20 protein-coding genes, 1 tRNA gene and 1 riboswitch are annotated in these 23,768 nt (G+C 60.1%); of the genes, 7 read left to right on the plus strand and 14 right to left on the minus strand.

Features of this window, described 5'->3' with window-relative positions; genetic code table 11:
• The first annotated feature begins 456 nt into the window (after nt 1-456).
• Nucleotides 457-1,674, plus strand: a complete 1,218-nt coding sequence (locus QRN48_RS19540) for a class I SAM-dependent methyltransferase (RefSeq protein ID WP_285352553.1) — start codon at nt 457-459, stop codon at nt 1,672-1,674.
• On the opposite strand, the gene QRN48_RS19545 is transcribed toward QRN48_RS19540, so the two are convergent.
• Nucleotides 1,671-2,570 carry a DMT family transporter gene (locus QRN48_RS19545; protein ID WP_037014432.1) on the minus strand — a complete coding sequence of 300 codons (900 nt, stop codon included), beginning with the start codon at nt 2,568-2,570 and terminating at the stop codon, nt 1,671-1,673. The genes QRN48_RS19540 and QRN48_RS19545 overlap by 4 nt on opposite strands.
• Nucleotides 2,571-2,918: 348 nt before the next feature.
• On the opposite strand from QRN48_RS19545, the gene QRN48_RS19550 reads away from it, so the two are divergent.
• Nucleotides 2,919-3,146, plus strand: a complete 228-nt coding sequence (locus QRN48_RS19550; RefSeq protein ID WP_285352556.1) for a hypothetical protein — start codon at nt 2,919-2,921, stop codon at nt 3,144-3,146.
• A 76-nt stretch (nt 3,147-3,222) separates the two neighbouring features.
• Here the strand turns inward: QRN48_RS19550 and QRN48_RS19555 are convergent, their stop codons facing one another.
• Nucleotides 3,223-4,251 (minus strand): DUF4917 family protein, encoded by a 1,029-nt coding sequence (locus QRN48_RS19555; RefSeq protein ID WP_285352945.1) that lies wholly within the window; start codon nt 4,249-4,251, stop codon nt 3,223-3,225.
• Between the two features lie 215 nt (nt 4,252-4,466).
• Between QRN48_RS19555 and QRN48_RS19560 the strand changes: the two genes are divergently transcribed.
• Nucleotides 4,467-4,664: an SPOR domain-containing protein gene (locus tag QRN48_RS19560; protein ID WP_285352558.1), complete on the plus strand. Its 198-nt coding sequence runs from the start codon at nt 4,467-4,469 to the stop codon at nt 4,662-4,664.
• A gap of 266 nt (nt 4,665-4,930) precedes the next feature.
• Nucleotides 4,931-5,407 (plus strand): PA2171 family ribosome-binding persister protein, encoded by a 477-nt coding sequence (locus QRN48_RS19565; protein WP_191943026.1) that lies wholly within the window; start codon nt 4,931-4,933, stop codon nt 5,405-5,407.
• Between the two features lie 108 nt (nt 5,408-5,515).
• Here the strand turns inward: QRN48_RS19565 and QRN48_RS19570 are convergent, their stop codons facing one another.
• The 11 genes from QRN48_RS19570 to QRN48_RS19620 form a co-directional block, all read right to left on the minus strand.
• A complete protein-coding gene (locus tag QRN48_RS19570) occupies nt 5,516-6,325 on the minus strand; it encodes an EAL domain-containing protein (protein ID WP_285352560.1) in 810 nt (269 codons plus the stop codon).
• 225 nt (nt 6,326-6,550) lie between these two features.
• Nucleotides 6,551-6,624 (minus strand) — tRNA-Gly (locus tag QRN48_RS19575).
• Nucleotides 6,625-6,890: 266 nt separating this feature from the next.
• Nucleotides 6,891-7,583, minus strand: a complete 693-nt coding sequence (locus QRN48_RS19580; RefSeq protein WP_191943028.1) for a pseudouridine synthase — start codon at nt 7,581-7,583, stop codon at nt 6,891-6,893.
• Entirely contained in the window at nt 7,573-7,791 is a 219-nt protein-coding gene (locus QRN48_RS19585; RefSeq protein ID WP_191943111.1) for a cysteine-rich CWC family protein, read from the minus strand. Before QRN48_RS19585 ends, QRN48_RS19580 begins: the two co-directional genes overlap by 11 nt.
• A gap of 154 nt (nt 7,792-7,945) precedes the next feature.
• Nucleotides 7,946-11,281, minus strand: coding sequence for a dermonecrotic toxin domain-containing protein (locus tag QRN48_RS19590; protein ID WP_285352566.1), 3,336 nt, complete (start codon nt 11,279-11,281; stop codon nt 7,946-7,948).
• A 119-nt stretch (nt 11,282-11,400) separates the two neighbouring features.
• Nucleotides 11,401-15,027: an urea carboxylase gene (uca, locus tag QRN48_RS19595; protein WP_285352568.1), complete on the minus strand. Its 3,627-nt coding sequence runs from the start codon at nt 15,025-15,027 to the stop codon at nt 11,401-11,403.
• 117 nt (nt 15,028-15,144) lie between these two features.
• Nucleotides 15,145-15,768, minus strand: a complete 624-nt coding sequence (locus tag QRN48_RS19600; protein ID WP_285352570.1) for an urea amidolyase associated protein UAAP2 — start codon at nt 15,766-15,768, stop codon at nt 15,145-15,147.
• Nucleotides 15,769-15,778: 10 nt separating this feature from the next.
• Entirely contained in the window at nt 15,779-16,504 is a 726-nt protein-coding gene (locus tag QRN48_RS19605; RefSeq protein ID WP_191943032.1) for an urea amidolyase associated protein UAAP1, read from the minus strand.
• Between the two features lie 12 nt (nt 16,505-16,516).
• Nucleotides 16,517-17,281 (minus strand): ABC transporter ATP-binding protein, encoded by a 765-nt coding sequence (locus QRN48_RS19610; RefSeq protein ID WP_285352572.1) that lies wholly within the window; start codon nt 17,279-17,281, stop codon nt 16,517-16,519.
• Nucleotides 17,278-18,093 (minus strand): ABC transporter permease, encoded by an 816-nt coding sequence (locus QRN48_RS19615; RefSeq protein ID WP_037014401.1) that lies wholly within the window; start codon nt 18,091-18,093, stop codon nt 17,278-17,280. Before QRN48_RS19615 ends, QRN48_RS19610 begins: the two co-directional genes overlap by 4 nt.
• Before the next feature lie 17 nt (nt 18,094-18,110).
• Nucleotides 18,111-19,178, minus strand: coding sequence for a putative urea ABC transporter substrate-binding protein (locus QRN48_RS19620; RefSeq protein WP_191943034.1), 1,068 nt, complete (start codon nt 19,176-19,178; stop codon nt 18,111-18,113).
• A gap of 57 nt (nt 19,179-19,235) precedes the next feature.
• Nucleotides 19,236-19,336, minus strand: a riboswitch (guanidine-I (ykkC/yxkD leader).
• A gap of 354 nt (nt 19,337-19,690) precedes the next feature.
• Between QRN48_RS19620 and QRN48_RS19625 the strand changes: the two genes are divergently transcribed.
• Together QRN48_RS19625 and QRN48_RS19630 are read left to right on the plus strand one after the other, a co-directional pair.
• The gene (locus QRN48_RS19625; protein WP_285352576.1) at nt 19,691-20,131 is read left to right on the plus strand and encodes a DUF3757 domain-containing protein; all 441 of its coding nucleotides are present in this window, start codon (nt 19,691-19,693) and stop codon (nt 20,129-20,131) included.
• 189 nt (nt 20,132-20,320) lie between these two features.
• Nucleotides 20,321-20,908 (plus strand): hypothetical protein, encoded by a 588-nt coding sequence (locus QRN48_RS19630; RefSeq protein ID WP_285352578.1) that lies wholly within the window; start codon nt 20,321-20,323, stop codon nt 20,906-20,908.
• Nucleotides 20,909-21,729: 821 nt separating this feature from the next.
• Here QRN48_RS19630 and dspII read toward each other — a convergent pair.
• Nucleotides 21,730-22,842, minus strand: coding sequence for an enoyl-CoA hydratase/isomerase DspII (gene dspII, locus QRN48_RS19635; protein WP_285352579.1), 1,113 nt, complete (start codon nt 22,840-22,842; stop codon nt 21,730-21,732).
• A 171-nt stretch (nt 22,843-23,013) separates the two neighbouring features.
• Between dspII and ung the strand changes: the two genes are divergently transcribed.
• Nucleotides 23,014-23,709, plus strand: coding sequence for a uracil-DNA glycosylase (gene ung, locus QRN48_RS19640; RefSeq protein ID WP_191943037.1), 696 nt, complete (start codon nt 23,014-23,016; stop codon nt 23,707-23,709).
• The last annotated feature ends 59 nt before the right edge of the window (nt 23,710-23,768 follow it).

Genomic DNA, 23,768 nt, shown 5'->3' on the forward strand with positions numbered 1-23,768 from the left:
CGTATATCTCTGGCGTTACAGTCCTCCGTAGGAGCCGGCTTGCTGGCGAACCCGTTTGGGCAGCCAATGCTGCGGTGTCTGAACGGACACGTTCGCCAGCAAGCCGGCTCCTACAGGGGGAGTGCCCGTGACCGAAGCGCGCAACGAATTGCCGAACCGTCTGGTGGTATTGGGCTGAGCTCTGTGGCGGTACGGTCCTCCGTAGATCTCTGGCGTTACAGTCCTCCGTAGGAGCCGGCTTGCTGGCGAACCCGGTTGGGCAGTCAATGCTGCGGTGTCTGTACAGACGCGTTCGCCAGCAAGCCGGCTCCTACAAGGAGGCTGCGTGGCTGAGCGCAAGCGGTGTGCCAGCGCAGCAGAAATGCGCCGCAGGTCGGTTGATCCAATAAATTCCACCATCGCACAACGACCCGCCTAAAATAGCGCCTCGCATTTTCGCTCCCGAGGCGCTTTCCGATGTCCGCTACCGCACCTGCCGCCGTTCCTGCTCAGGATCACTGCGCTCAGTTTTTGAGCTTGCTCGACACCTGCCTGACGCAAAATTCGCTGATCAAACTGGTGCTCGCCAAATACGTGGGTAGCGAAGCGGAGCTGCAGCGGATCATCATCAAGCCCGTCACCGTGAAGGATCAGCCCTGCCTGTCCTTCGTCTATCGCTACAAGACCCGCGACATCACCAAGAATCACCCCCTCGCCGAAGCGCAGGCGCTGATCGCCAGTCTGCTGCCGGAATCCTTCAAAAATGCCCATCTGCTGTCGCTCACCGACGAAGTGCAGCTGGAGTTCAGCAAGAAGGGCAAGAGCACGCTGTTTCGCAACAAGGCTCAGCAGCAGCGCGAAGCCCCGACTGCCGAGCATGACCGGGAGAAGAAGCGCTATCTGGAGCTGAACCGGCCGTTTCTAACTGACCTGGGGGTGACGAACAAGCAGCATGAGTTGATCCCGGCGATGTCACGCAAGTGGAAACAGATCAACAAATTCATCGAGGTGTTCTCGCACGCACTGGCGACGTCGCCGATCAAGCTGGATACGCCGGTCACTGTCGCGGATTTCGGCTCGGGCAAGGGCTACCTCACGTTTGCCATTCACGATTACCTGCGCAACACCCTTCAGGTTGAAGGCAACGTCACCGGTGTCGAACTGCGCGAGGACATGGTCACGCTCTGCAACAACGCCGCCACCCGACTGGAGCATCCGGGGCTGGTGTTCAAATGTGGCGACGTGCGTTCGGTAGCGCCCAGCCAGTTGGACGTGATGATCGCCTTGCACGCCTGCGACATCGCCACCGACTACGCGATTCACACGGGCATCCGTTCGGGCGCCTCGATCATCATGTGTTCGCCGTGCTGTCACAAGCAGATACGCCTGCAGATCCAGAGCCCAACGTTGCTCAAGCCGATGCTGCAATACGGTCTGCACATGGGGCAGCAGGCCGAGATGGTCACCGATGCCTTGCGCGCCTTGCTGCTGGAAGCGTGCGGCTACGAGACCAAGGTCTTTGAGTTCATTTCTCTGGAACACACCAACAAGAACAAAATGATTCTGGCGGTCAAACGCGCCACGGCGACTGACCCTGCCGAGCTGCTGGCGAAGATTCAGGAGCTCAAGGTGTTTTACGGGATTCAGGAGCAGTGCCTGGAGCGCTTGCTCCAGGCTGATGGCCTGCTGGGTTAGATTCTCGCAGCGGCAACGGGCTTGGGCGCAATCACAGCCGTTTTGCGCCCGATGGCCAGTGTGACCACGACACCCGCAGCGAAGATCCAGGTCGTCGGGTCTATGTGCTCTCCGAAAAACAGCGCCGAGAAGGCCATGGTGAAAAACAGCTGAACCAGCTGGATCTGGCTCACCCTGGCGATGCCGCCCATGGCAAGTCCCGCATACCAGGCGAAGAAGCCGATGAATTGCGAAAACAGCGATACGTAGCCGAAGGCCCACCATGTACCTGCGGAAATCGGCCCCTGATGCTGCCATGCCAGATAAGCGACGGGCACGATCAACACCGGGATTGAAATGACCAGTGCCCAGCAAATGACCTGCCAGCCGCCCATCTCCTTCGCGAGGCGCCCACCTTCGGCATAACCCAGCCCGCCAATCGCCACTGCGCCCACCATCAAAAGATCGCCGGCCTGCAAGTTGCCCGCGCCGCTGATCAACGCGTAACCCAGCACCAGAACACTGCCCATGGCCGCGCACGCCCAAAAGGCTTTGGATGGGCGTTCGTGAGACAGCCATGCGGCGTAGATGGCGACCAGCAATGGTTGCAAACCGTTGACCAGTGCGCCGTGGGAGGCGGGCAGGGTTTTCATCGCCCAGGCCGAGAGCACCGGAAAGCCGACAATCACCCCGAGCGCGACGACCATCAGTGCCTTGAACTGCGCGCGGCTCGGCCACCGCTCCCGTCGCCAGAGCAGCAACGCCGCCGCTGGCACCGCAGCGAACAGGGCGCGGCCAAGGCCGTTGAGCAAAGGGTGGATTTCCTGCACCACGATGCGCGTCATGGGCAGAGTCAGGCTGAAGATCACCACACCGATCAGTCCGAGGAGCATGCCGGTATTTTCACGAGAGGACATAAGGGTCGTGCCTTGTTCTTGTTGTGCGAAACGCAGGCATATTCAGCCACAGAATCCGCGCACTGATCCTTTACAGATGCGCTCGGAATCATCCGTACACTTCGTACCAAGACTGTGCGGCGCTCAAACCGGCCTCTTCCCGGCTAAAGCCGGTCCCACATTCCGACTGTGTGCACTCAGTGGGACCGGCTTTAGCCGGGAAGGGGGCAGTGGGGGAAATGCCGTTTTCGAGGATTTTCCTGCCGCGACCAAATTCCCTCTTCATGTTGGTGCAGAAGTTGAATGCAATGTTGCTGCAACAGTTTGAAGGTCAAATTGGTGCCGTCGAATTCAGCCAGGAGAAGCATCATGTCGGATATCGGAAAATGGGCCTTGCAAGGTGTCGTGGTGTTCCTTTTTGCCTGGATGGCGACCGTCGCGGCGCAATGGTCGGGCAGTGTCGTGCACACCACCAGCAGTGACCGCCTGGCCGCGCTCAGCGATATGCGCTTGACGACCGAGTCGGTGGCGACCAGCGTCAAGCATGCGCAAGGGGGCGCCGTTGTGGTCGGGGCGTTGTCGGAAGGTAACGAGTAATCGCCGGGGCTGGGAAGATTGGAAGCGGCGGCCTCGTCAACACAACGCCCCTATTGGACCGCCGCCTCGTCGATCTTCAGCGTTTCAATTCCAGCGCTTCCTTCAACCTGGCCACTGGCACCGCCAGCTTCGGATCGCCCAGCGGGTGAGTTGAGGCGTTGAAGAACGTCAGCTCGATGTTCTGTCCCTCGAACAATTCGCTGTAGCGGCGTTTCTGGTGCTGAATGAACGCGTCGCTGCGCGGCAGGATTGAAATGGCGACGCGTTCGGGACGGGCTTGCAGCACGGCGTTCAGGATATGTCGATCCTGCTTGCCCAGAGAGTGGCCGAACATGCACAGCGCGCCTTCATGCTGCGCAAGCTGGGTGTGGCAAAACGATAGATAATCCGAACCGCGGATGATCTTCATCTTGTCTTCGCTGCGCCCTTCACAGACGAACAGCGGTACATCCTCCAGCGCATTAATGGCGAAGCTGCCCAGCAGCGTGCTCTCCGAGGACATCAGCTTGCGCGCCGTGCCGTCAAAGTTTTTCACCAAATGCATGCCGCCGTGCAGGTACAGAATGCGCGTCGCATGGCTCTCGGTGCGGTGCAGGTTGAACACCGCATCGTCGTCGAACAAATCATCAAACGGTTGAGCGCCGTGCATGGCAGCCCAGTAGGCCAGCAGATCGTAATTGGTGGAATAGACCGTCTGGTACTGGCTCAGCGCTTCGCTGATCCTCGCGATGCTGGAGGCTTCCATCAATCGCCAAGGGATGTGTGCCGAACGGATCCCGTGAATCAGCGCTTCCTTGATTGCAAAGTAGCGGTTGCGCGGAGATGAGGAGCCAATGGTCAGCGCAGCATTGACTCGCATGGCGACTTTCAACCCGCTGAGCACGGGCTCGAAGTTCTCCGTCTCCATCGACTTGAACAGCGCGAGTTCAGTTGCGCTCAGGGGTTTGTTGCGCGTGGTCTGCGCCAGCTCGAACAATGAGTCGTAGGCAAAATTCTTCCACACGGCAAGACTGGCACCGTTGCCCAGCAGCAGCCCCGGATAGGGGTTAGCGGCCTGCAGGGTGTTCCAGTCCGCCAGTTCGGCATCAAAATCCGTGAATTCCATCATCTCGCTTCGCTTTCAGGTGAGCAGGTACTGACCAGACGCCAGAACGGAGGGGTCTTATAGAAACCCGGCTGGGCGTTGTCAACGCGATATCCCCGCCGTTGCACCATTCAGAGCCGCGCGCCATTGGTCTCGGTAACGTTTATAGAGTGAGTGTTGGGTGTAAGGTTTTATCGGACAACCCACAACACTCTCTTGAATGAGGGGAGGTGACCATGCACAGCGCAATGCTCAGCAAGACGCACTTCAATGGCTACGATGTGATCAACGTGAATAATGGCCCCTGGCGGGTATGCACCCACAGCGACCGGCTGGGGTCGTTCGAGACCCGAGAAGAGGCCATGGCCTACGCGGCCTCACTGCCGGCCCGTAAAGAACGAACGGCGTTGAACACCGACCAGCCAGCTCATTAGCTTGCTCCGGCCCATCCGTTTAACCGTTGCAGGGGCCTTGATGCATCACAAGGCCTCTGGAGCGGCAAGTACCTGTTGATCTGCACTATCCGTTTGCGAACATTCATGCAGTCTGCACGACATGGCTGCATTGTGCTGCACATAACTATCTGATTTAAAACTAGTTATTTTTTCTGCCGCTTCGGCACGCTCGATGCAATTCCTATGATGAACCTGCAGGGTCGACACCTAGATCGACTCGCCTACCGTGATCAAGAGGAAACATCATGAACGCCATCGAACTTCTGAAAGCCGACCACGAGCGTGTGAAAGCCATCCTGACTCAGTTGAGCGAGTCCACCGAGCGCGGTGTGAAAAAGCGTACTGATTTGCTCGCCAAGCTGGAAATGGAAATCACCATCCATACCAAGATCGAAGAAGAGATTCTTTATCCAGCGTTCAAAGAAGCAGGCGGTAAAGAACAGGACATCATGTACTACGAAGCCAAGGAAGAGCACCGCACCGTCGACGCACTGGTCCTGCCTGACTTGAAGCAGACTGACCCAGCCACCCCGGAATTCTCCGGTCGGGTGAAGGTAGTAAAAGAGTTGCTGGAACACCACATCGAAGAAGAAGAGGAAGAGATGTTCCCGCAAGCGGAAAAACTGCTTGGCAAGGAAAAGCTGGAGGAAATCGGTGCGCAAATGGAAGCCATGAAGGCCGAGTACAAGAAGTCCATGGCGGCGCCAGGCATCGCGGCTTAAGCACTATTCCGTTAGAAATAGCCCTTCAGAAGAGCCCGGAGCATTCCGGGCTTTTTTGTGCCGTGACTTCGCGGCCGCTTCACGCTACTTGGGCGCTGCCTCGGTGAATCACGCCACCCGCACAACGTCCGGACGACGTATCAGCTCCAACGGCATTGGCTGAAGTTGCCCAATCATCGGCCTGGCGAACAGGTAGCCTTGCATCAACTCGACGCCCAGATCCAGCAAGGCGTCGCGCTCTTCGCAGGTCTCGATGCCCTCGGCAATCACAGTGATACCCAGTCGCTTCGACAGCAGCATGATCCCCTCAACGATCGCGCGACGCACGGCATCCTCGCCAATGTTTCGAGTGAGCGCCATGTCGATCTTCAGCACATGGGGCTGAAACATCGCGAGCATATTGAGGCCGGAATACCCTGAGCCGAAATCATCGACAGCAGTGGTAAAGCCTTGCCGCGCGTATTCCTCGAAAATGGATTTGAGATGCTGCGGATCCTCCACACGCTCACCTTCGGTGACCTCGAACATGAGTCGGTCCACCGGAAAATCAAACGTGCGTGACGCCTCCAGCGTTGCCCGAATACAGGTCTCGGCGCGATACACCGCTTTGGGTAGGAAGTTAATACTCAGTTTGCAGTCCGCAATTGCGGGGAGGCCAAGCTGGGCAGCCAGCTCGATGGCCCTGACCCGGCAAGCCTGGTCAAAACGGTAACGGTTGCCGTCGTTGACCTGACCCAGAATGAACCCGGCAGACTCGCCGTTGACGCCTCGCACCAGTGCCTCGTAGGCGAAGGGCGCGCCGGTGGTGACGTTGAATATAGGCTGGAACGCCATGGTGAAGTCGAATCCCAGCGCTTCCAGATTTCGACATTCAGCGCAGCCGATGGATGTGAAGGGTACGAGGGGTATGTGTTGCATGATCGTGTGTGCCTTGAGATTTCGTCTGTCGATGTAGAAGTTGGATGGACTGGTCTCTGTATCGGCAGCTTGCGCGAAATCTTCGGCGCGAATTTCAGCAAAAAGGGGGCGGGAGCGGTGTCGTTTATGAGGGAGAGTAGGGATGATTTGACCTGAACAACATGAGACAGGCATTGCGCGTTATACGCAGGAGGGGGCGCAGATGCCCGGAAACACTGGGGGAGATGGAGCGGGTAGAGGGAATCGAACCCTCAACTAAAGCTTGGGAAGCTTTCGTTTTACCACTAAACTATACCCGCTTTTGGCTTGACGCCTTTAGGCGGCTGACTTTGTACCAGATGCAGCCTGTTAATTGAAGCGTTAAATGCCGCCGCAGCAAAAAGCTTCACATCTGTTCCAGGGTTCTCGCCCAAGACAGCCATCACTGCCCCCGCCGAGCGATTATCTGCACGGTGCGCCACTCCTTCCTGTACACCCATCGCCATCGCCATCGCCGCTGATGCGCCTGCCGCGAACACGCAGACCTTTCGGCGCTGGCTTGCGCTCAGCCGCAGCCGGCCAAGTTTCAGATCATGCCAATTTCGTCGGCGCTCAGCGTTCGGGATTCGCCAGGCGCCAGCATCGGATCGAGTACGAGTGGCCCCATGCTCTCGCGATGCAGCCGAGTCACCTTGTTGTTGAAAAACCCGAACATGCGTTTGACCTGATGGTAACGCCCCTCGACGATGCTTAACCGGGCACGATGACTGTCGAGAACAGTCAGTTCAGCCGGTTGAGTGGTCAGGTCCTCAAAGGCGAAGTAAAACCCTTCAGCGAATTTATCAACATAGCCCGCATCAATAGGCGCCTCGGTCTCGACGTAATACACCTTCGCCAGCTTGTTGGTCGGCTGGGTAAGACGCCGCGACCACTGGCCGTCATTGGTGAGGAGCATCAACCCTGAGGTATTGAAGTCCAGACGACCGGCAATGTGCAGATCGTGTTTGTCAGGCGCGTCGAGCAGATCAAGCACGGTGGGGTGCTGCGGGTCGGTGGTTGCACTGACGCAGCCTTGGGGTTTGTGCAGCATCCAGTACCGGGCCGGCTTACCGTGCTGAAGGATTTTGTCATCCACACGCACCTGACTGAAAATCCGTACATCATGCATCGGCTCTTTGATCGGCGAGCCATCAACGGACACGCGGCCCGCGAGGAGCATCAAACGCACGTCGTTGCGGTTGAGGTTCGTCTGGTTGCCGAGGAAACGGTCAAGACGCATTGCGACTCGCGGCGTCCACGCCTGCACACTGGGGGCAAAGGCATGCCTGACCGCGTGCCTCTTCGGGCAATGCCTCCAGGGCTGCGGGGTCGATTGCAGCCGTAAAGCACCAGCACGCCTGACCGACGGTGCGGGGGTTGGCCAGGGTACAGCGATTGCTCGCGCCGCAGACGGGGCAGGTGTTCGGATCGATGGGCGAAGTGTTCATAAAATAGTCATTGGGATGCATCAGGGAATGACCGCATCGCTTGGCGGCCGGCAGCGCTTTCATTTTCGTCCAGTCATGGTTCGACGCGAACATCAGCCCGCCAATGCTAGCGTGCCGCATTCACCTGCGCCACGAGCATCTGCCTTGCGAGGCGTCAGGGCGTGACAGGTGCCTGGCCCTGCGGCGCAACAAACGACGGAGAGCGACCCAGCAATGAGCCAACCGCAGGGCAGCGGCAGTGGACGAGCAGGATCCTGTCGTAATGGATGCCGTGTCGACTCAGTTCACCGAACAAGTCTTGCAGAGTCGGATTGGCAACGCCGAAGCGATTGCGAACGGTCAACACGTCCATAGGCGCCGGTGCCAGAGGCGACTGAAGTGGCGGTTGATGGCTGTTGCGTACGATCTGGCTGATATCCCGGTAACTTTCGTAGCGTTCGCTCTGAAACTTCGCCAGTGAGTAGTTTTTGATATGCCCTTGCAGCGTTGTTCCCGCTATCAGCGTGTCCCGGGCAAGCAGGCCGGAAAAGGGGCCCACTCCGGGGGCGGCCAGCGTCTGGGTGCCGTCGAGCGTCGCGTAAGGCCGGACGGACTGGCTCGCGATCCTGTGCAGCATTGGGTCCACCAATTCATGACCATGAGGGGCGTAGGTTCGCAGTTCCGTGCCATTGGGGATCGCCGTCGTGCGTGTCCAGGGCAGGTAATAGCCGTGGCTGCTGACCACCAGCGTTCGGGCCTGGGCCCGGTCCGATGTCCACAACAGAAACTTGCGCCCCAGTTTCCACGCTTGCACCGCCGAGGTGTTGAACATCGCGTTGCCCGGTACGCTCCAGGTCTTCATCAGTCCGGTGCCGTTGAAGAAAGGCTTTATTATCGTTTTGCGCTGATGCGTGGTCCGACGAAGCCAGGATCCGAAATCACGCAGCGGTACGGATGGCACGGACCGTCCCAGTGTTCGAGCGGGCGAGCGGAGCAGGTTGAAGGCTCTCAACAATCGCGGCGTGGCCGGGCCCATTTGCAACAAACCCAACGACAGAATTGCAAAGGTGAGGTTGCGACGTTCCCGCTCCCGGTCACCCGGTAAACCAGCTGCCTGGACATTCAAAGCGATGCTGGCGGCGCTGACTGTCAGCGCCGTGACCCCAGCCGCTGTACGCAGCAGCGCCAATGGCGCCAGCAGTAATTGCAGGCGGTTGGCGTGCTGGGTCCAGGCACTGATGGCCAGCTCACGGTCGGTCACGATGCTGTCTTCTGCATCGGTCTGGCTGTTGCGCCACAGTGTCTGCCACATGAATGCGACAGGAGAACCAGGCACCTCCTGTTCGCAAAAAAGGTGCTGCTGCGCCGCGTGAAGGTTCGGTCGGTAAAGACAATCCGCCCAGGGGCGCAAAATCGAAACGGCCGAAGCCGGGGGCTGAACGCCGCCCCACACTTCGAGAATGTGACCGAGCTTTGCGCGCAGACGGTTGGGGACATAGTTGATCAGGGCTTCGCGCCAATGCGGGTCAGCGGCGGCCCGTACCAGATGACTGACCAGATGCTCGCGATCCCTGAACGGCACGAACGGTTGCTGCTGACCGGCCTGATAGAGCACACCTCCGTCGCGTCCGGTGTCATTCAACAGCAGCAAACCTGCGCAGGCGGGGCATTCCGAACTGAAAGGCAGTCCAGTCCCCAGGTAGAAGCCCAAGGCGGTCCACCGCGTAGTGCCTGGCGCGCCTACCTGCTGCACCTGCTCCATGGCGCTGACGATTCGACCGAAATCGTCCTGGCAGATTTCGCCACGCTTCAAGCTGATCAGCGCCTGGCTGACGAAGGTCGACCATAGCGATCGCTCGATGGCAGCACGTTGCTGGTGCCAGAATTGGTCGAGCTTGCACTTCATGACGTCGAGAAAGTCGATGCTGGCGATGTAGGTCTCGGCGCTGACCGCGCTGACTTCCAGTTCGCCATCCACTGACGCCTGACCCTGACCGTCTGGGTCAGCGTAAACGACCCAGCGGCCGTCATCCTCGTAACCGCGAGGGTGCGTCGCCCTGAAGTTGCTCATCAACGCCTGGCTCAAGCTGGTTGGCTGGCCGTCAGGGATGTGCATCACATTGGCAGCAGCAATTCGCGGGTTGCCCCACGGCCTTGTCGCAGGGCCTGGCACGTAGCGGATGAACACGTCTTGCGCAGGCGTACGCAGACCGTTTTGCTTGAGCCACTTGCCCATGAGCCGATCAGCCACTCGCTGCGGTGTGGGTATCCGCCCGGGAAATGGCTCGTGGCCTTGCCAGTGATCCAGCATGCTGATCACCGCCATCGCCGGTTCGATGAGCAACGCGTGATCGTCATCGATGCGGCCATCAAAGCGGTCATCGAAGCGCTCATGGGTCAGCTCGAAGCCCGAATCCTCCGTGATGCGCCTGACTGAAAAATCTGCCTGCGCGAGTCGCAGTTGCGCAAACACGTCAGTGGTCGGCTCACCCAGCGCGAGGCTGCCGGGTGCAGTGCTCAGGTTCAGGTGCAGCCGATGCCAGCTGGACGCGTTGAGCGCGGTCAGGAGCTGTTCCGGCCGCCACGGGGCGTCGTCGCTGATGTATTCATGGCACTGCGAATGGGGGCCAGGCAGGTGGAGGTAACAATGCCCAGTAGTGCTGGATCTCAGATGGAAAATGCCCGGGATGATCACGCCGTCCAGCGTCAGGCAGCGCACGACTACACGCCGGGGCTGGCCGGACTGAAGCTCGGCCAGGGCTTGCGGAAAGTGTGCGAGCCCCATCGCGTCCAGTGCCAGCCTGTAACCCTCCCGGTTGAGGCGTTTGCGCGAGTGCAAACGCTCCAGCCCCTCAAGAAACGTCAGCTTGGCGAGCATTTCCCACGTCGCGCCATGACGCAGCCAAAACGTGTGCTGCATCTGCTCATATTCCTGCACCCATCGGGCCTCAATCAGCAACGTGAAGAAGTGGGTGATGGTCAGCCCTGGCGCCTGTGGCGACACTGCGCGGTCCGGTTCGGCGCAGCGCCGTAGTGCCAGAAACGCAGGCGGGTTCAGTATTTCCCGGCCCAGACTGCGCAGTGACAGCCGCTGCTCGAAGCACTCCCGGCCGTCCGTCTCCACCGCGGGCTCCAGGTCGGTGCTGAAATGGATGTGCGACGCGTCGATGTCGAGCACATGGCCGAACCGTGCGGTAAGCGTTTCGCTCAATCTCTGGTCCAGATGGCTACCGACCGCGGGCGGAAACTCTAGGTCAAGCTGCCAGGCTTTCAGCACCCACACCGAACCGTAGAGCAACCTGGCCACCGGGCTTGTCGCCTGGCGTCTCAGTGCGTTGTGATTGAGCAGGGACGGTTCGTTCACAGCCGGCTCGCCCAGCGCGTCAGCGGCGCGAGGCAAAGCGATGTGATCGTCGAAGGGCGAAACGCTTAAAGCGCGAGCCTGAAATGGATCGTCGTTGGAACGTAGGTCAAGGGCACCCGGAAGGCGCGAAGGGTTGCGGTCGTTCATCAGTATCGCGCCATGTGGAAGGTTGACCACTATGGCGCGATGCCGGGTTTCAAGGGTGGTATCTATCTATGGCGCATGCACCTGCGCAATGTGTTTAAGCGCCATCTCCTGCGAGAGCGTCAGCCGTCGTTTTCCAGCACCACCACCCGCTGGCCTGCGCGCACCGCTGAACCCGGCTGCACATGCACGTCGGTGATAATCCCGGCATGGGGGGCCAGGATCGGAATCTCCATCTTCATCGACTCCAGGATCACCAGCGTGTCTCCTGCGGCCACACGTTGACCGACGCTGACCTGCACCTGCCACAGGTTGCCGGCGATGTGGCTGTCGATACTGGTCTGACCTTCAAGCAACGGGGCTTCTTCGCTGGATTCAGCCACGCCCTCATCGCTTTCGAAAGAGGCCTGGCCGTTGGCAATCCAGCGCTCGCGTTCGGCGTTGAACGCACGCTGCTGTTGGCTACGGAAGGCCGCGATGCTCTGTTCCTCAGTTGCCAGAAACGCCTGGTATTCGGTGAGATCAAGTGTGCTGTGCTCGATCTGCAACGGGTATCGGCCCAACGGAAAATCACGGCGAATGTTCAGCAGATCGTCCGCGCTGACCGGGTAAAAACGGATCTGGTCAAAAAAGCGCAGCAACCACGGCTTGCCGTCAAACGCCGCCACCGCACGGTAGCGATTCCACATTTGCAATGTGCGGCCAACAAACTGGTAGCCACCCGGGCCTTCCATGCCGTAGACGCACATGTAAGCGCCGCCGATGCCGACCGAGTTCTCGGCGGTCCAGGTGCGTGCCGGATTGTATTTGGTGGTGACCAGGCGATGACGCGGATCGAGCGGCGTGGCAACCGGCGCGCCGAGGTACACGTCGCCCAGGCCCATGACCAGATACCGGGCTTCAAACACTGTGCGGTGTACCTCATCAAGGTTTGGCAGGTCGTTGATGCGGCGGATGAATTCAAGGTTGCTCGGGCACCATGGCGCGTCTTTGCGCACGGTGGTCATGTACTTTTCGATGGCCAGTTGGCAGGCCGGGTCATCCCAGGACAACGGCAGATGAACGATGCGCGACGGCACCTGCAGATTCTTGCTGGCACAGACCCCATCCCACTCACCGGCGACCACCTCAAGCAGCGTGTTCAACGGCAATTGCTCGGGCTGGTAATGCACTTGCAGTGAGCGGATGCCAGGGGTCAGGTCGATCACGCCTGCGAGCTGCTTGCCTTCGAGCGCCTGCATCAACGCATGGCCCCGGAAACGCAATACAAGGTCCAGCTCCGGCGCGCCGATTTCGAGCAGCAGGTGGGTGTCCCCTGAAAGACGAGCGACGAGGCGGGTGTCGTTTTCACCTATATCAAGAACGATGGGTGATTGTAGGAGCGCGCTTGCCCGCGAATGCGATGGCTCAGGCGCTACATATTCATCGGATGTACCGGCCTCTTTGCGGGCAAGCGCGCTCCTACAGAACGCCTCTCGCGCCTCAATGACGCTCACCGGATGAAACCGCACTTTATCGCCGGCCTTGAGCTGCCCTAGCTGCCACAGATCCGCTTCGATAATGGTCACCGGACAGACGAACCCGCCCAGGCTCGGGCCATCGGGGCCGAGGATGACCGGCATGTCCCCGGTGAAATCCACCGCGCCGATGGCATACGGGTTGTCATGGATGTTCGAGGGGTGCAGGCCCGCCTCACCGCCATCGGCTCGCACCCACTGCGGTTTTGGCCCGATCAGTCGGACGCCCGTTCGGCTGGAGTTGAAATGGACCTCCCAGTTCGTCTCGAAGAAGGTCTCGATGTAGCCCTCGGTGAAATACTCCGGGGCGCCGTGTGGCCCATAGATCACCCGGATATCACGGACTGCACCCAGCTCGGCGATGAGCGCTGGCGCCAACCGTGCGCCTGCAGTGCGCTCCTTCAACGGCGCGACATGCAGCACATCGCCTGCGCGCAGTGCCCGCCCGCCATGTCCGCCAAATTGGCCCAGCGTGAAAGTACTTTTGCTGCCCAGATAATCAGGCACATCAAGCCCGCCACGCACACACAGGTAGCTGCGCGCGCCTGCGCCCGCGATGGTGCCCAGGTTCAGTGTCGATCCGGCAGGCACGAACAGCGCCTGATTCATCGGTTGCGCCTGGCCGTCCAGAGTCAACGGAATGACCGCACCGGTGACGGCGATGACTGCATCGGTGTTGAACCGCAGCGTCGGACCGCTCATGGTGATTTCCAGTGCGGCGCAGCCCTCGGGATTGCCCAGCAGTTCGTTGCCCAGGCGCAGCGAGCGGCTGTCCATCGGGCCGGACGGCGGCACGCCCACGGCCCAGTAACCCAGACGCCCCGGATAATCCTGCACGGTGGTCTGGGTGCCGCCGCTCAGCACTTCGAGCGTATCGGCGCGGTAGACGAGGCCCTCCAGGCAGCGCGTCCATGGCTGGCCACTGGCGAACGGCTCGTCGGCGATGATCTGACGCAAGTAATCTCGATTGGTCTCGATGCCGTAAAGACGCGTCTCGCCCAAGGCTTGGGCCAGTCCCTCGCTTGCCGATGCCCGATCCGGCGCCCAACTGATGACCTTGGCGATCATCGGGTCGAAGAACGCCGGGATCTCACAGCCCGCTTCGACCCAGGTATCGATGCGCAGGTTTTGGCCATCCGCGGCGGGGAAGGTCACCGAGGTCAGCAAGCCCGGGCTGGGCTGAAAATCCCGGCCCGGGTCTTCGGCGTACAGCCGCGCCTGAATGGCATGTCCTCGAGGTTTCAGGCCGGCAACGAGCGCGTTCAGCGGTGGCAGCTCCCCGGCAGCGAGTTGAATCATCCAACTCACCAGGTCCACGCCCCACACTTGCTCGGTGACGCCGTGCTCGACCTGAAGACGGGTATTCACCTCCAGAAAATAGAAGCGCTGATCGTCACTGTCGAAGACGAACTCAACGGTCCCTGCGCTGCGGTAGTTGACCGCTTTGGCCAGTTTGATGGCTGCGCTGCACAGCTCATCGGCCATGCCGGCGGGCAGGTTCGGCGCGGGTGTTTCTTCGAGGACTTTCTGATTGCGCCGCTGCACCGAGCAGTCGCGCACGCCGAGGGCGATCACCTCGCCATGCCCATCGCCAAATACCTGCACTTCAAGATGGCGGGCGCGCTGAATGTATTTCTCGATGAACACGCCGGCGTCGCTGAAGTTGTTCTGGCCCAGACGCTTGACGGCCTCGAACGATTCGCCCAGTTCACCGGCGTTGCGACACACACGCATGCCGATGCCGCCGCCGCCCGCTGTGCTTTTCAGCATGACCGGGTAACCGATGACGGCGGCAGCGCTCAGCGCGGCGTCAACATGGTCCAGCAGTTCGGTGCCTTCTAGCATCGGCACGCCATGCTGTCTGGCCAGCGCGCGGGCGGTGTGCTTAAGGCCGAAGACCCGCAACTGCTCCGGCGTCGGGCCGACGAAGGCGATGCCGGCGTCTTCACAGGCTTGAGCGAAGGCTGCGTTTTCAGACAGAAAACCATAACCCGGGTGGATGGCTTTGGCGCCCGTGGCTTGGGCAACGGCGAGGATCTTGTCTACCGCGAGATAGGTCCCGGCGGCGCCGCCGTCGCCCAGGCTGTGGGCTTCATCGGCGTGAACGAGGTGCAGACTGGCGGCGTCCGCTTCGGCGTATACCGCGACACTGCCAACGTGCAAATCACGCAGCGTGCGAAGGATGCGGCAGGCGATGGCGCCGCGGTTGGCGATCAGCAGTTTGTCGAACATGGCATTGACCCCAGGGCGTGAATCATTGAGCCCTATCGGGTAGCGGGCCGTCCCGCTGTTGTACATGTTGCGCGAAGGCCGTCCCCCGCGCCGAAGTCTCGAGCACGCGGTCAGCGGTCAGTCCCAGACCAGCAGCTCGGCCGGGGTCGGGTTGTAGCCGTTGCACGGGTTATTCAGTTGCGGGCAATTGGAAATCAGCACAATCACGTCCATCTCGGCGCGCAGTTCGACGTATTTGCCGGCGCCTGAGATCCCGTCTTCAAAGGTCAGCCCGCCGTCCGCGGTAACGGGCACGTTCATGAAGAAGTTGATGTTGGGGCTGATGTCACGCTTGCCGAGTCGGCCGTCGTGAATGCAGGCGCGCAGGTAGTTGTCGCGGCAGCTGTGCATGTGGCGCTTCTCAAGCGCGTAACGCACCGTATTGCTCTCTTGGGCGCAGGCGCCGCCGAGGGTGTCGTGGCGGCCACAGGTGTCTTCGACGATGGTCAGCATCGGTTTGCCAAGGTTGGAATAGAGAACGCTGCCCTTGCTCAGGTACACGTTGTTCTGTCGACGCAACGTGCGCTGCACGTCGTAACGTTCACGCGGGTTGGCCAGGCTGTAAAACAGCGTGTCCACCGCCTGATTGCCCTCCAGATCCAGCAGTCGCAGGGTTTGCCCGGCTTTGAGTTCGGTCACCGAAGGCTCGCCGGCCGCGATGTACGTAATGGAAGCAGGGGCAGAGGTCGTGGTGTGGGTCATACAGGCCTCCTCAGGCAAACAGGCGATCGGTGTTGATGAACCCGCGAACGTTTTCTTCCCGGGAGGTGCGGCAGTGCTCGGCAACGCTGGGGTCGGCCTTCATCCAGCTCAGCTTGACCGGCTGCGGCGCGTATTCAGGGTTGGGGTCCATGGGGTGTTGCAGGGCGGTCATCACGATCAGCGTGTCCATCGGCGCGTAGAGCTCGATGGTGTCGCCGGATTTGGAGTTGCCCGGGACGAAGGCCAGTGCGCCGTGATCGTCGACGTTGACGCGGCTGAACAGGTTCAGCGTCATGAGCAGATCGGAAAGGCCCAGGCCCCATTTGCCCATCTCCACCAGCAGGTTGTCCGCACCGTTGCGAAAGAAGCCGTTGCGCAGTTCCTGATAGCGGCCCTGGCCGTATTTCTCGGTGACCTCTTCGGCGCACAGCACGCCGCCGATGCTGTCGCTCCAGCCGCAGGTGTCGGCCGTGATCGCAGCCAAGACGCGGCCCATGTCCGAATACAGGCAATGGCCCGCCGTGAGCTTGGCGGTGTGTTGGCATTTGAGGCTGTCGGGGAGGTTCAGCCGTTCGGTTTTTTCATGGGCGTTGAACATCGTCAGGCTGATGTTGGCGTTACCGTTCAGGTCGGTCAGGCGCAACAGTTCGCCGCGCTTGAGCACGAACGACAGGTGGCCGCCGCCGGGCAAAACCTCCTCAGCGAACACGGGAAACAGCAGAGATGAATCGGTCATGGGAGTTGTCCTTCAAGCCGTTTTCAGCGAATCGATGGCCACGCGTGCGGCGCGGCGATCGCTGTTCAGGGGGATGTCATACGTGATGCGCGCGCCATAGGCGCCGGGGGCGTGCGGGTCGACTCGAACCTTGTCGAACACCAGAAGGCGTGTGCCGAGGTTGAAGCCTTCGGACAGGTCGTGAGTGACCATGAACACCGTCAGCTTCGTCTCGCGCCACAGCTCCAGCAGCAACGCGTGCATGTCTTTGCGGATGCCCGGATCGAGTGCGCCGAAGGGTTCATCCAGCAGCAGAATCCGGGGTTTCATGATCAATGCCTGGGCAATGGCCAGGCGTTGCTGCATGCCGCCGGACAGCTGGGAGGGGTATTTATCCAGCGCATGGCCGAGACCGACTTTGTGCAGCAACGCCGCCGCCTGCTCCCGTGCGTCCTTCTTGGCGGCGCCGAACAGCCGCCCGAGCCACGCCGAGCGCGGCAGTTCAAGGCCCAGCGCCACGTTGTCCAGCACCGACAAGTGCGGGAACACCGAATAGCGCTGAAAGACCACGCCCCGAGTGGCATCCGGCTCCTTCGCCAGCGGTGTACCGTCGAGCAAAATCGTGCCTTTGCTTGCCACTTCCTGGCCCAGCAGCAGGCGCAGGAAAGTGGATTTGCCGCAGCCCGAAGCGCCCACCAGCGTGCAGAATTCGCCTTCGGCGATGCTCAGGTTCAGCCCTTCGAGCACGACCTGATCGCCGTATTGCTGCCAGACATTCTTGACCGAAATAAAGCTCATGCGCGTGCCCCCTCGTACCACGGGAAAGCCTTGCGGGTGAGCGCTTTCAGGCCCCAGTCCATCAACCAGGCGAGGAGGGTGATCCACACCACGTAGGGCAGGATCATGTCCATGGCCAAGTAGCGTCGCACCAGGAAAATCCGGTAACCCAGACCATCGGTGGACGCGATGGCCTCGGCTGCAATCAGAAACAGCCACGCCGAACCCAGCACCAGCCGCAGCGAGATCAACAGGCGCGGCAGCAGTTGCGGCAACACCACCCGCAGGATCAGCGTCCAGGTCGAGGCGCCCAGGGTCTGCGCCTTGATCAGCAGCTCGACCGGAATTTCCCGGGCGCGCTGCTCCAGGTCCCGGGCCAGGACCGGCGTGATGCCGATAACGATCAGCATGACCTTCGACAGCTCGCCCAGGCCGAAGACGATGAACAGGATGGGCAGAATCGCCAGCGGCGGAACCATCGACAGCACCGTCAGCAGCGGCGACAGCGGCGCGCTGAACAACGGCAATACCCCAGAGGCAATGCCCAGACACAGCCCGACCGCCGCGCTTATCGCAAGGCCGATGGCCAGTCGCTTCAGGCTGGCGCCGGTGTCCTGCCAGAGGATGTACTCGCCAGTGCGTTGATCCGGCACGAACGCCACGCGCTTGATCGCATCGGTCATTTGCACGGCGCTGGGCAGCAGCTTGTCGTTGGGGTTTTCCGTCAGCCGTGTTGCCGAGCCTGTGAAGTAGGCAAACAGCAGCAGGGCAAACGGCAGAAGCACCAGAATCAATCGACTGGCGCGATCCGGGCGGCGGTTTATCAGGCGCATAACAAAGACCTTTGGTTTTACAACTTGCCGTCGGCAGCCATCTGCACGTAGCTCGGGTCGAAATGCAGCTTCAGGTTGGCTTTGTCACCTTCGGTCACGCTGTTGGCGAAGGTCATGCCGACCGCGCTGGCGTCTTTGGCTCCTTCGCCAAGCAGGCCGTGGTCGAAGGAGAAGTCAGCGACCTTGCGCATGGTCATCGGCAGTTGCTTGCTGGTGGCGAACTCGAGCGCCTCTTGCGGCGTGGCGAACAGCTTGGTGGTGTTCAGTTGCGACTGAAAACCGGCCAGATCGGTGCCCGACGCCTGGGCCATGTGCTCCAGAGCCGCTTTGGATTCGGCGTTTTTGGCGTTCATCAAGGCCACCACTTCGAACCACGCTCCGGTCAGGGCCTTGCCGAGCGCCGGATTGTCTTTCAGGGTCTGGGTATTGATCACCATCATGTCCATGATTTCGCCGGGGATCTTGCTGGAATCGAAGACTTCCGTGACACCCGGTTTGGCCTTGATCTCGGACAGCATTGGGTTCCAGGTGGTGACGGCTTTGACTTCACTGGTATTGAAAGCGGCGGCGATATCGGCATCGGAGGTGTTGACGACTTTCAAATCTTTCTCGGTCAGGTCCACCGAATCCAGCGCGCGTGCCAGCAGGTAATGCGACACCGACAGCTCAACCAGATTGACGTCCATGCCTTTGAGATCCGCGACTTTTTTGCCGTCACCCTTGAGCACGATGCCGTCGTTGCCATTGGAGAAGTCGCTGACCACCAGCGCAGTGCTTTCGACGCCGCCGGCTGCGGGGATGGTGAGGGCGTCCATGTTGGTCATGGTGCAGCCATCGAATTGGCCTGCGGTGTATTGATTGATCGATTCGACGTAATCGTTGAGCTGGGTGACCTTGATGTTGATGCCGTACTTCTTGGCCCACTTGTCGACGATGCCTTGGGTCCCTGCGTATTCCCATGGCATCCAGCCGGCATAAATGGTCCAGCAGACGTCGAAGTCTTTTTTCGGGGCAGCGGTGGCCGACAGGCTCAATGCTGCGAAGACGCCTGCGGTAAGCAAGCTGAACAGACGGGATGTTTGCATGGGTATCTCCAGTAGCGAAAAGGGCGGTCAGGAGCACGGCGACACCACTGGTGTCCTGTCTCCCGGGCTTTTATCCCGCCGTGTAACCTCTACTGGAGGTCGCCAACTCTCGGACCAGCCACTCGCTTCAGCGAGCCGGAACCCTAGTCGGCTATTGCAAATTGTGGTGCCGCGTACCTGAGATAACTCTTGCACACGGTCTACCAAGCGAGAGTTGTGCCAAGTTGCTGTCGCCCGCTTGTTTAGCCTCTCTCCACGCCAACAGTAGGACTCTGCAGCGCCGGGCACGCCTTGGCTTGGTGCGTCGTGATCGATAACGGTGCGTTTCTGGAGATAAATCGTGACCAAATGTGTAGCGCGTTTTCGATTTTAATATCGGAAGAGTCCTACAAGTTTGCCCGTTGTTTAAGTTTGAGGTGCCGATAAGATTTGAGTCGACCCGGCGAGTGATATGAAAACAGTTTTAAAAGACTGGGTTTATTGGAACTTTAAAATCATCAGGATGCCCGCTTATGAACGTCAAATTAGTTTGTTCTGTTTTTCTGGTTGCTCTCTCAGGCAATGCAATGGCAACCAGCTTTGAGGCATGCCCTTTGCCTGCTGATGTTCGCCATCAGGGTGGCGTCTACACTGCGCCCACCAACACAAACGGTGGAGAGTGGCTGGGCGTTATATCCGCTGCCCGACCTGCCGCTCTCACAGCGTTTGACAACGCAGTTTTCTACGCCGGCGACGGTAGTACCAAAACGGTCGGAGTACTTAGTAAATGCGCTTATGTCAGTGCAAACGGAGATCGCGTCGATCTGCGCTATCGTCCCGGTCAACCGACTGACATCACTGTGAAGCTGGAAAACATTGCTGCGTGGAAACGCGAAGAGGGTCCATTCGGTCTGGTCCAGTTCACATGTAGCGACAAGAGCAAAGATGCTTGCGCATTTGTGGAATACAAATAAATAATTACTGTTTGATTGTAACTTTGTTCTACGGCTAACTATTCTCAGGACGGTGATGCGCTTCGTCTGATTAGTCGGCAGGAAGGGCACCAGTTGCCCTTTTTGCAGTCTGAGCTTACGTTCTCGGCAGTTTCGGGAACGCCGACCAGCGCCGCTGGTTCGAGCTCTACCGCGGTCCGGGAGGCCGCCATGTATCGAAGACTCTTGCTTACCGTTTTGATGACACTGTCCCTTGCAGGTTGTTACGGAGGCTACTACGAATCAGAAACGTACACGCAGCCGATCTACAGCACTGGCTATAGCAGCAGCTACGTTTACGACAGTTACCGTCCGGTGGCGCCCGCCTATTACGGCTCCGGGGTGTACTACTCGGCTCCTCGCTACTACTCCGCACCCCGTTATTATTCGGCGCCACGCTATTACGCGCCGCCGCCGCGTTACTACGGGCCTGGCTACGGCGGGGGACGTCCCGGCTACGGCGGTCGCCCTGGCTATGGCGGCGGCAACTGGAATGGGGGAGGTGGTGGCTACCACGGTGGGGGGGGTTATAACGGCGGTGGGTATCACGGAGGAGGCTCTGGCTATCGCCCTCCACCCCAGGGGCCAAGGCCCGGCGGCGGTAATGGTCCCGGCCCCGGCGGCGGATGGCACGGCAATCCCGGCGGCGGGGGCGGCGGACCGCGGCCAGGACGTCCGGGCGGCTCGGGCGGCAACTTCCGTCAGGATGGCGGGTTTGGTCGGGGCGGACATGGCGGCCCCGGCGGTGGCAATCGCTGAGTCATGCAAAACGGCGCCCCAAAGGGCGCCGTTTTTTATGGACATGTGCATACCTGCCATGAGTGGGACCGGCTTCAGCTGGGAAGGGGCCAGTGCGGACACCCTCCTTTTTGCGGTGTAACACCAGACGCTTTCCCGGCTAAAGCCGGTCCCACAGTGGTACGCACTCCATTTCGCAGGGTTATGCATGCCTGCCATGCGTGGGACCGGCTTCAGCCGGGAAGAGGCCAGTGCGGACGCCCTCATATTTGCGGTGTAACACCCGATGTATTCCCGGCTAAAGCCGGTCCCACAGGGGTACGCACTCCATTTCGCAGGGTTATGCATGCCTGCCATGCGTGGGACCGGCTTCAGCCGGGAAGAGGCCAGTGCGGACGCCCTCATATTTGCGGTGTAACCCCCGATGTATTCCCGGCTAAAGCCGGTCCCACAGAGGTACGCACTCCACTTCGCAGGGTTATGCATGCCTGCCGTCTGTGGGACCGGCTTCAGCCGGGAAAAGGCCAGCGCGGACACCCTCATATTTGCGGTGTAACACCCGACGTATTCCCGGCTAAAGCCGGTCCCACAGAGGTACGCACTCCACTTCGCAGGGTTATGCATGCCTGCCGTTTGTGGTACCGGCTTCAGCCGGGAAAAGGCCAGCGCGGACACCCTCCACGTTTGCGGTGTAACACCCGATGTATTTCCGGCTAAAGCCGGTCCCACAGGGGCACGCACTCCATTTCGCAGGGTTATGCATGCCTGCCATGAGTGGGACCGGCTTCAGCCGGGAAGAGGCCAGTGCGGACACCCTCACGTGTGTTTCGTGACTAACAGGCTCAATACTCCGACAAGTCCGCCAGCGGATGTCGTCCTTCCCATGCTTTCTCGAAATGCGCGTCCACCACGGCCAACGGAATGGCCGCGACGTCTTGCCAATGCCAGTGCGGCGTCTGATCCTTGTCTATCAGACGCGCACGTACCCCCTCGGCGAACTCGGGGTGCCGACAGCAGTTGAGGCTCATGGCGTATTCCATCTGCAGCACCTCGGCCAGCGACAGGTGTCGAGCGCGTTCGATCTGCTCCCACACGAGATGAGCGGTCAGCGGGCAGCCCTCCGTCAGCGTTTTCGCAGCCTTTGCCAGTAGCGGGTCTTCTGCATTCAAGTGATGTTTCAGCGCATTCCAGGCACTTGGCGCGTCGGCAACATCCAGCACCTCATCAATGATTTGCCGACGAGGCAGCCACTGTGCGGCAGGCAATTGATCCGCCGCTTCCAGTTGCAGGGCTCGAAACAGACTCGTCAGCTGCACCTTCGTCTGCTCCTGCCAATTGAGCTGCAGCAACCGATCAATCATTTCATCCTGTTGATCCTCCTTGAGGAAGCGGTCAGCCAAGCCCAGATCCAGCGCATCGCGTCCGTTGATGTGCGCGCCGGTCAACCCCAGAAACAGCCCCAGCTTGCCGGGCAGTCTCGACAGGAACCAGCTGGCGCCGACGTCGGGAAACAGGCCGATGCTGATCTCCGGCATCGCCAGACGGCTGCTCGGCGTAACGACGCGGATATTCGCGCCTTGCAACAGGCCCATGCCACCGCCCAGCACATAACCATGCCCCCAGCAAATGAGTGGCTTGGGGAACGTGTGCAAGGTGTAATCGAGCCGATACTCTGCCGCGAAAAACTGCGCCGCCAATGGCGGGACCGTACCTGCCTGGTTACGCCCGGCCTCCACCAGCGCGCGTACATCGCCCCCGGCGCAGAAGGCTTTCTGGCCATTGCCACGCAGCAGCACGCAGACAATCTGCGGATCACTGGCCCAGTCGTTCAAGCGCTCCTGCAGTGCCAGAATCATCGGCAACGACAAGGCGTTCAGGGATTTTTCCGCATCCAGCGTAACGATACCCAGACGGGCGCCGTCCGTTGCGGTGAGCTCTTCAAATTGCAGATTCATCGTGACCTCTTGTCAGTGGTACGGGGATCTATCGTGAATTGTGAGTCCTTCCCGCGTCAGGAAGTTGCACGGCGGTAGCCGTGCACGAGTGTAGGGAGATGCGATGGCAACGCGCTGGAAATCTTCGGCGACAATCCCTAAAGTTGTGAATTGTTTCTGCCGGATCACACCATGACACAAGACGACCGCATCAAACTGGAGGCCAGCTGGAAACAGGCCCTGCGCGACGAGTTCGAGAAGCCTTACATGGGCGAACTACGCGAATTTCTGCGTCAGGAACATGCGGCCGGCAAGGAGATTTATCCGCCGGGTCCGCTGATTTTCAATGCGCTGAACTCAACCCCGCTCAATGACGTGAAGGTGGTCATCCTGGGTCAGGACCCTTACCACGGCCCCAATCAGGCCCACGGCTTGTGCTTCTCGGTGCAGCCCGGTGTACCGACGCCGCCTTCACTGGTCAATATCTACAAAGAACTCAAGCGCGACCTGAACATCGACATCCCCAATCACGGCTATCTGCAATCCTGGGCCGATCAAGGGGTATTGCTGCTGAACACCACGCTAACTGTCGAACGAGCCAATGCCGCCTCCCATGCCGGGAAGGGCTGGCAGCATTTCACCGACAAGGTGATCGAAACCGTCAGCGCCCATCAGCCACACCTGGTGTTCCTGCTATGGGGCTCGCATGCGCAGAGCAAAAAGAAGCTCATCGATGCGTCCAAGCACCTGATCCTGACCTCGGTTCATCCGTCGCCGCTCTCGGCATACAAGGGCTTCCTGGGCTGCGGGCATTTCGGTCTGTCGAACAAGTTTCTGGAGCAGAACGGCCTGGCGCCCATTGATTGGCGACTGCCGGCGGTTGTCTAGCGAGATGAGAGCAGGGTGGGGGCTGACACCGGGATTTGCCAAGAGGGACGCTCCCACAA

Source organism: Pseudomonas sp. ME-P-057 (assembly GCF_030208975.1).
In the GTDB taxonomy this organism is placed as follows: Bacteria; Pseudomonadota; Gammaproteobacteria; order Pseudomonadales; family Pseudomonadaceae; genus Aquipseudomonas; species Aquipseudomonas lutea.

Bases quoted from the DNA above. Each gene is read 5' to 3' on its own strand.
- QRN48_RS19560 (WP_285352558.1), top strand. From the start codon at position 4,467: ATGCACAGCGCAATGCTCAGCAAGACGCACTTCAATGGCTACGATGTG.
- QRN48_RS19540 (WP_285352553.1), top strand. From the start codon at position 457: ATGTCCGCTACCGCACCTGCCGCCGTTCCTGCTCAGGATCACTGCGCT.
- QRN48_RS19555 (WP_285352945.1), bottom strand. From the start codon at position 4,251: ATGGAATTCACGGATTTTGATGCCGAACTGGCGGACTGGAACACCCTG.
- uca (WP_285352568.1), bottom strand. From the start codon at position 15,027: ATGTTCGACAAACTGCTGATCGCCAACCGCGGCGCCATCGCCTGCCGC.
- QRN48_RS19570 (WP_285352560.1), bottom strand. From the start codon at position 6,325: ATGCAACACATACCCCTCGTACCCTTCACATCCATCGGCTGCGCTGAA.
- QRN48_RS19565 (WP_191943026.1), top strand. From the start codon at position 4,931: ATGAACGCCATCGAACTTCTGAAAGCCGACCACGAGCGTGTGAAAGCC.
- QRN48_RS19615 (WP_037014401.1), bottom strand. From the start codon at position 18,093: ATGCGCCTGATAAACCGCCGCCCGGATCGCGCCAGTCGATTGATTCTG.
- QRN48_RS19550 (WP_285352556.1), top strand. From the start codon at position 2,919: ATGTCGGATATCGGAAAATGGGCCTTGCAAGGTGTCGTGGTGTTCCTT.
- dspII (WP_285352579.1), bottom strand. From the start codon at position 22,842: ATGAATCTGCAATTTGAAGAGCTCACCGCAACGGACGGCGCCCGTCTG.
- QRN48_RS19610 (WP_285352572.1), bottom strand. From the start codon at position 17,281: ATGAGCTTTATTTCGGTCAAGAATGTCTGGCAGCAATACGGCGATCAG.
- QRN48_RS19580 (WP_191943028.1), bottom strand. From the start codon at position 7,583: ATGCGTCTTGACCGTTTCCTCGGCAACCAGACGAACCTCAACCGCAAC.
- ung (WP_191943037.1), top strand. From the start codon at position 23,014: ATGACACAAGACGACCGCATCAAACTGGAGGCCAGCTGGAAACAGGCC.
- QRN48_RS19590 (WP_285352566.1), bottom strand. From the start codon at position 11,281: ATGAACGACCGCAACCCTTCGCGCCTTCCGGGTGCCCTTGACCTACGT.
- QRN48_RS19585 (WP_191943111.1), bottom strand. From the start codon at position 7,791: ATGAACACTTCGCCCATCGATCCGAACACCTGCCCCGTCTGCGGCGCG.
- QRN48_RS19625 (WP_285352576.1), top strand. From the start codon at position 19,691: ATGAACGTCAAATTAGTTTGTTCTGTTTTTCTGGTTGCTCTCTCAGGC.
- QRN48_RS19600 (WP_285352570.1), bottom strand. From the start codon at position 15,768: ATGACCCACACCACGACCTCTGCCCCTGCTTCCATTACGTACATCGCG.
- QRN48_RS19605 (WP_191943032.1), bottom strand. From the start codon at position 16,504: ATGACCGATTCATCTCTGCTGTTTCCCGTGTTCGCTGAGGAGGTTTTG.
- QRN48_RS19630 (WP_285352578.1), top strand. From the start codon at position 20,321: ATGTATCGAAGACTCTTGCTTACCGTTTTGATGACACTGTCCCTTGCA.
- QRN48_RS19545 (WP_037014432.1), bottom strand. From the start codon at position 2,570: ATGTCCTCTCGTGAAAATACCGGCATGCTCCTCGGACTGATCGGTGTG.
- QRN48_RS19620 (WP_191943034.1), bottom strand. From the start codon at position 19,178: ATGCAAACATCCCGTCTGTTCAGCTTGCTTACCGCAGGCGTCTTCGCA.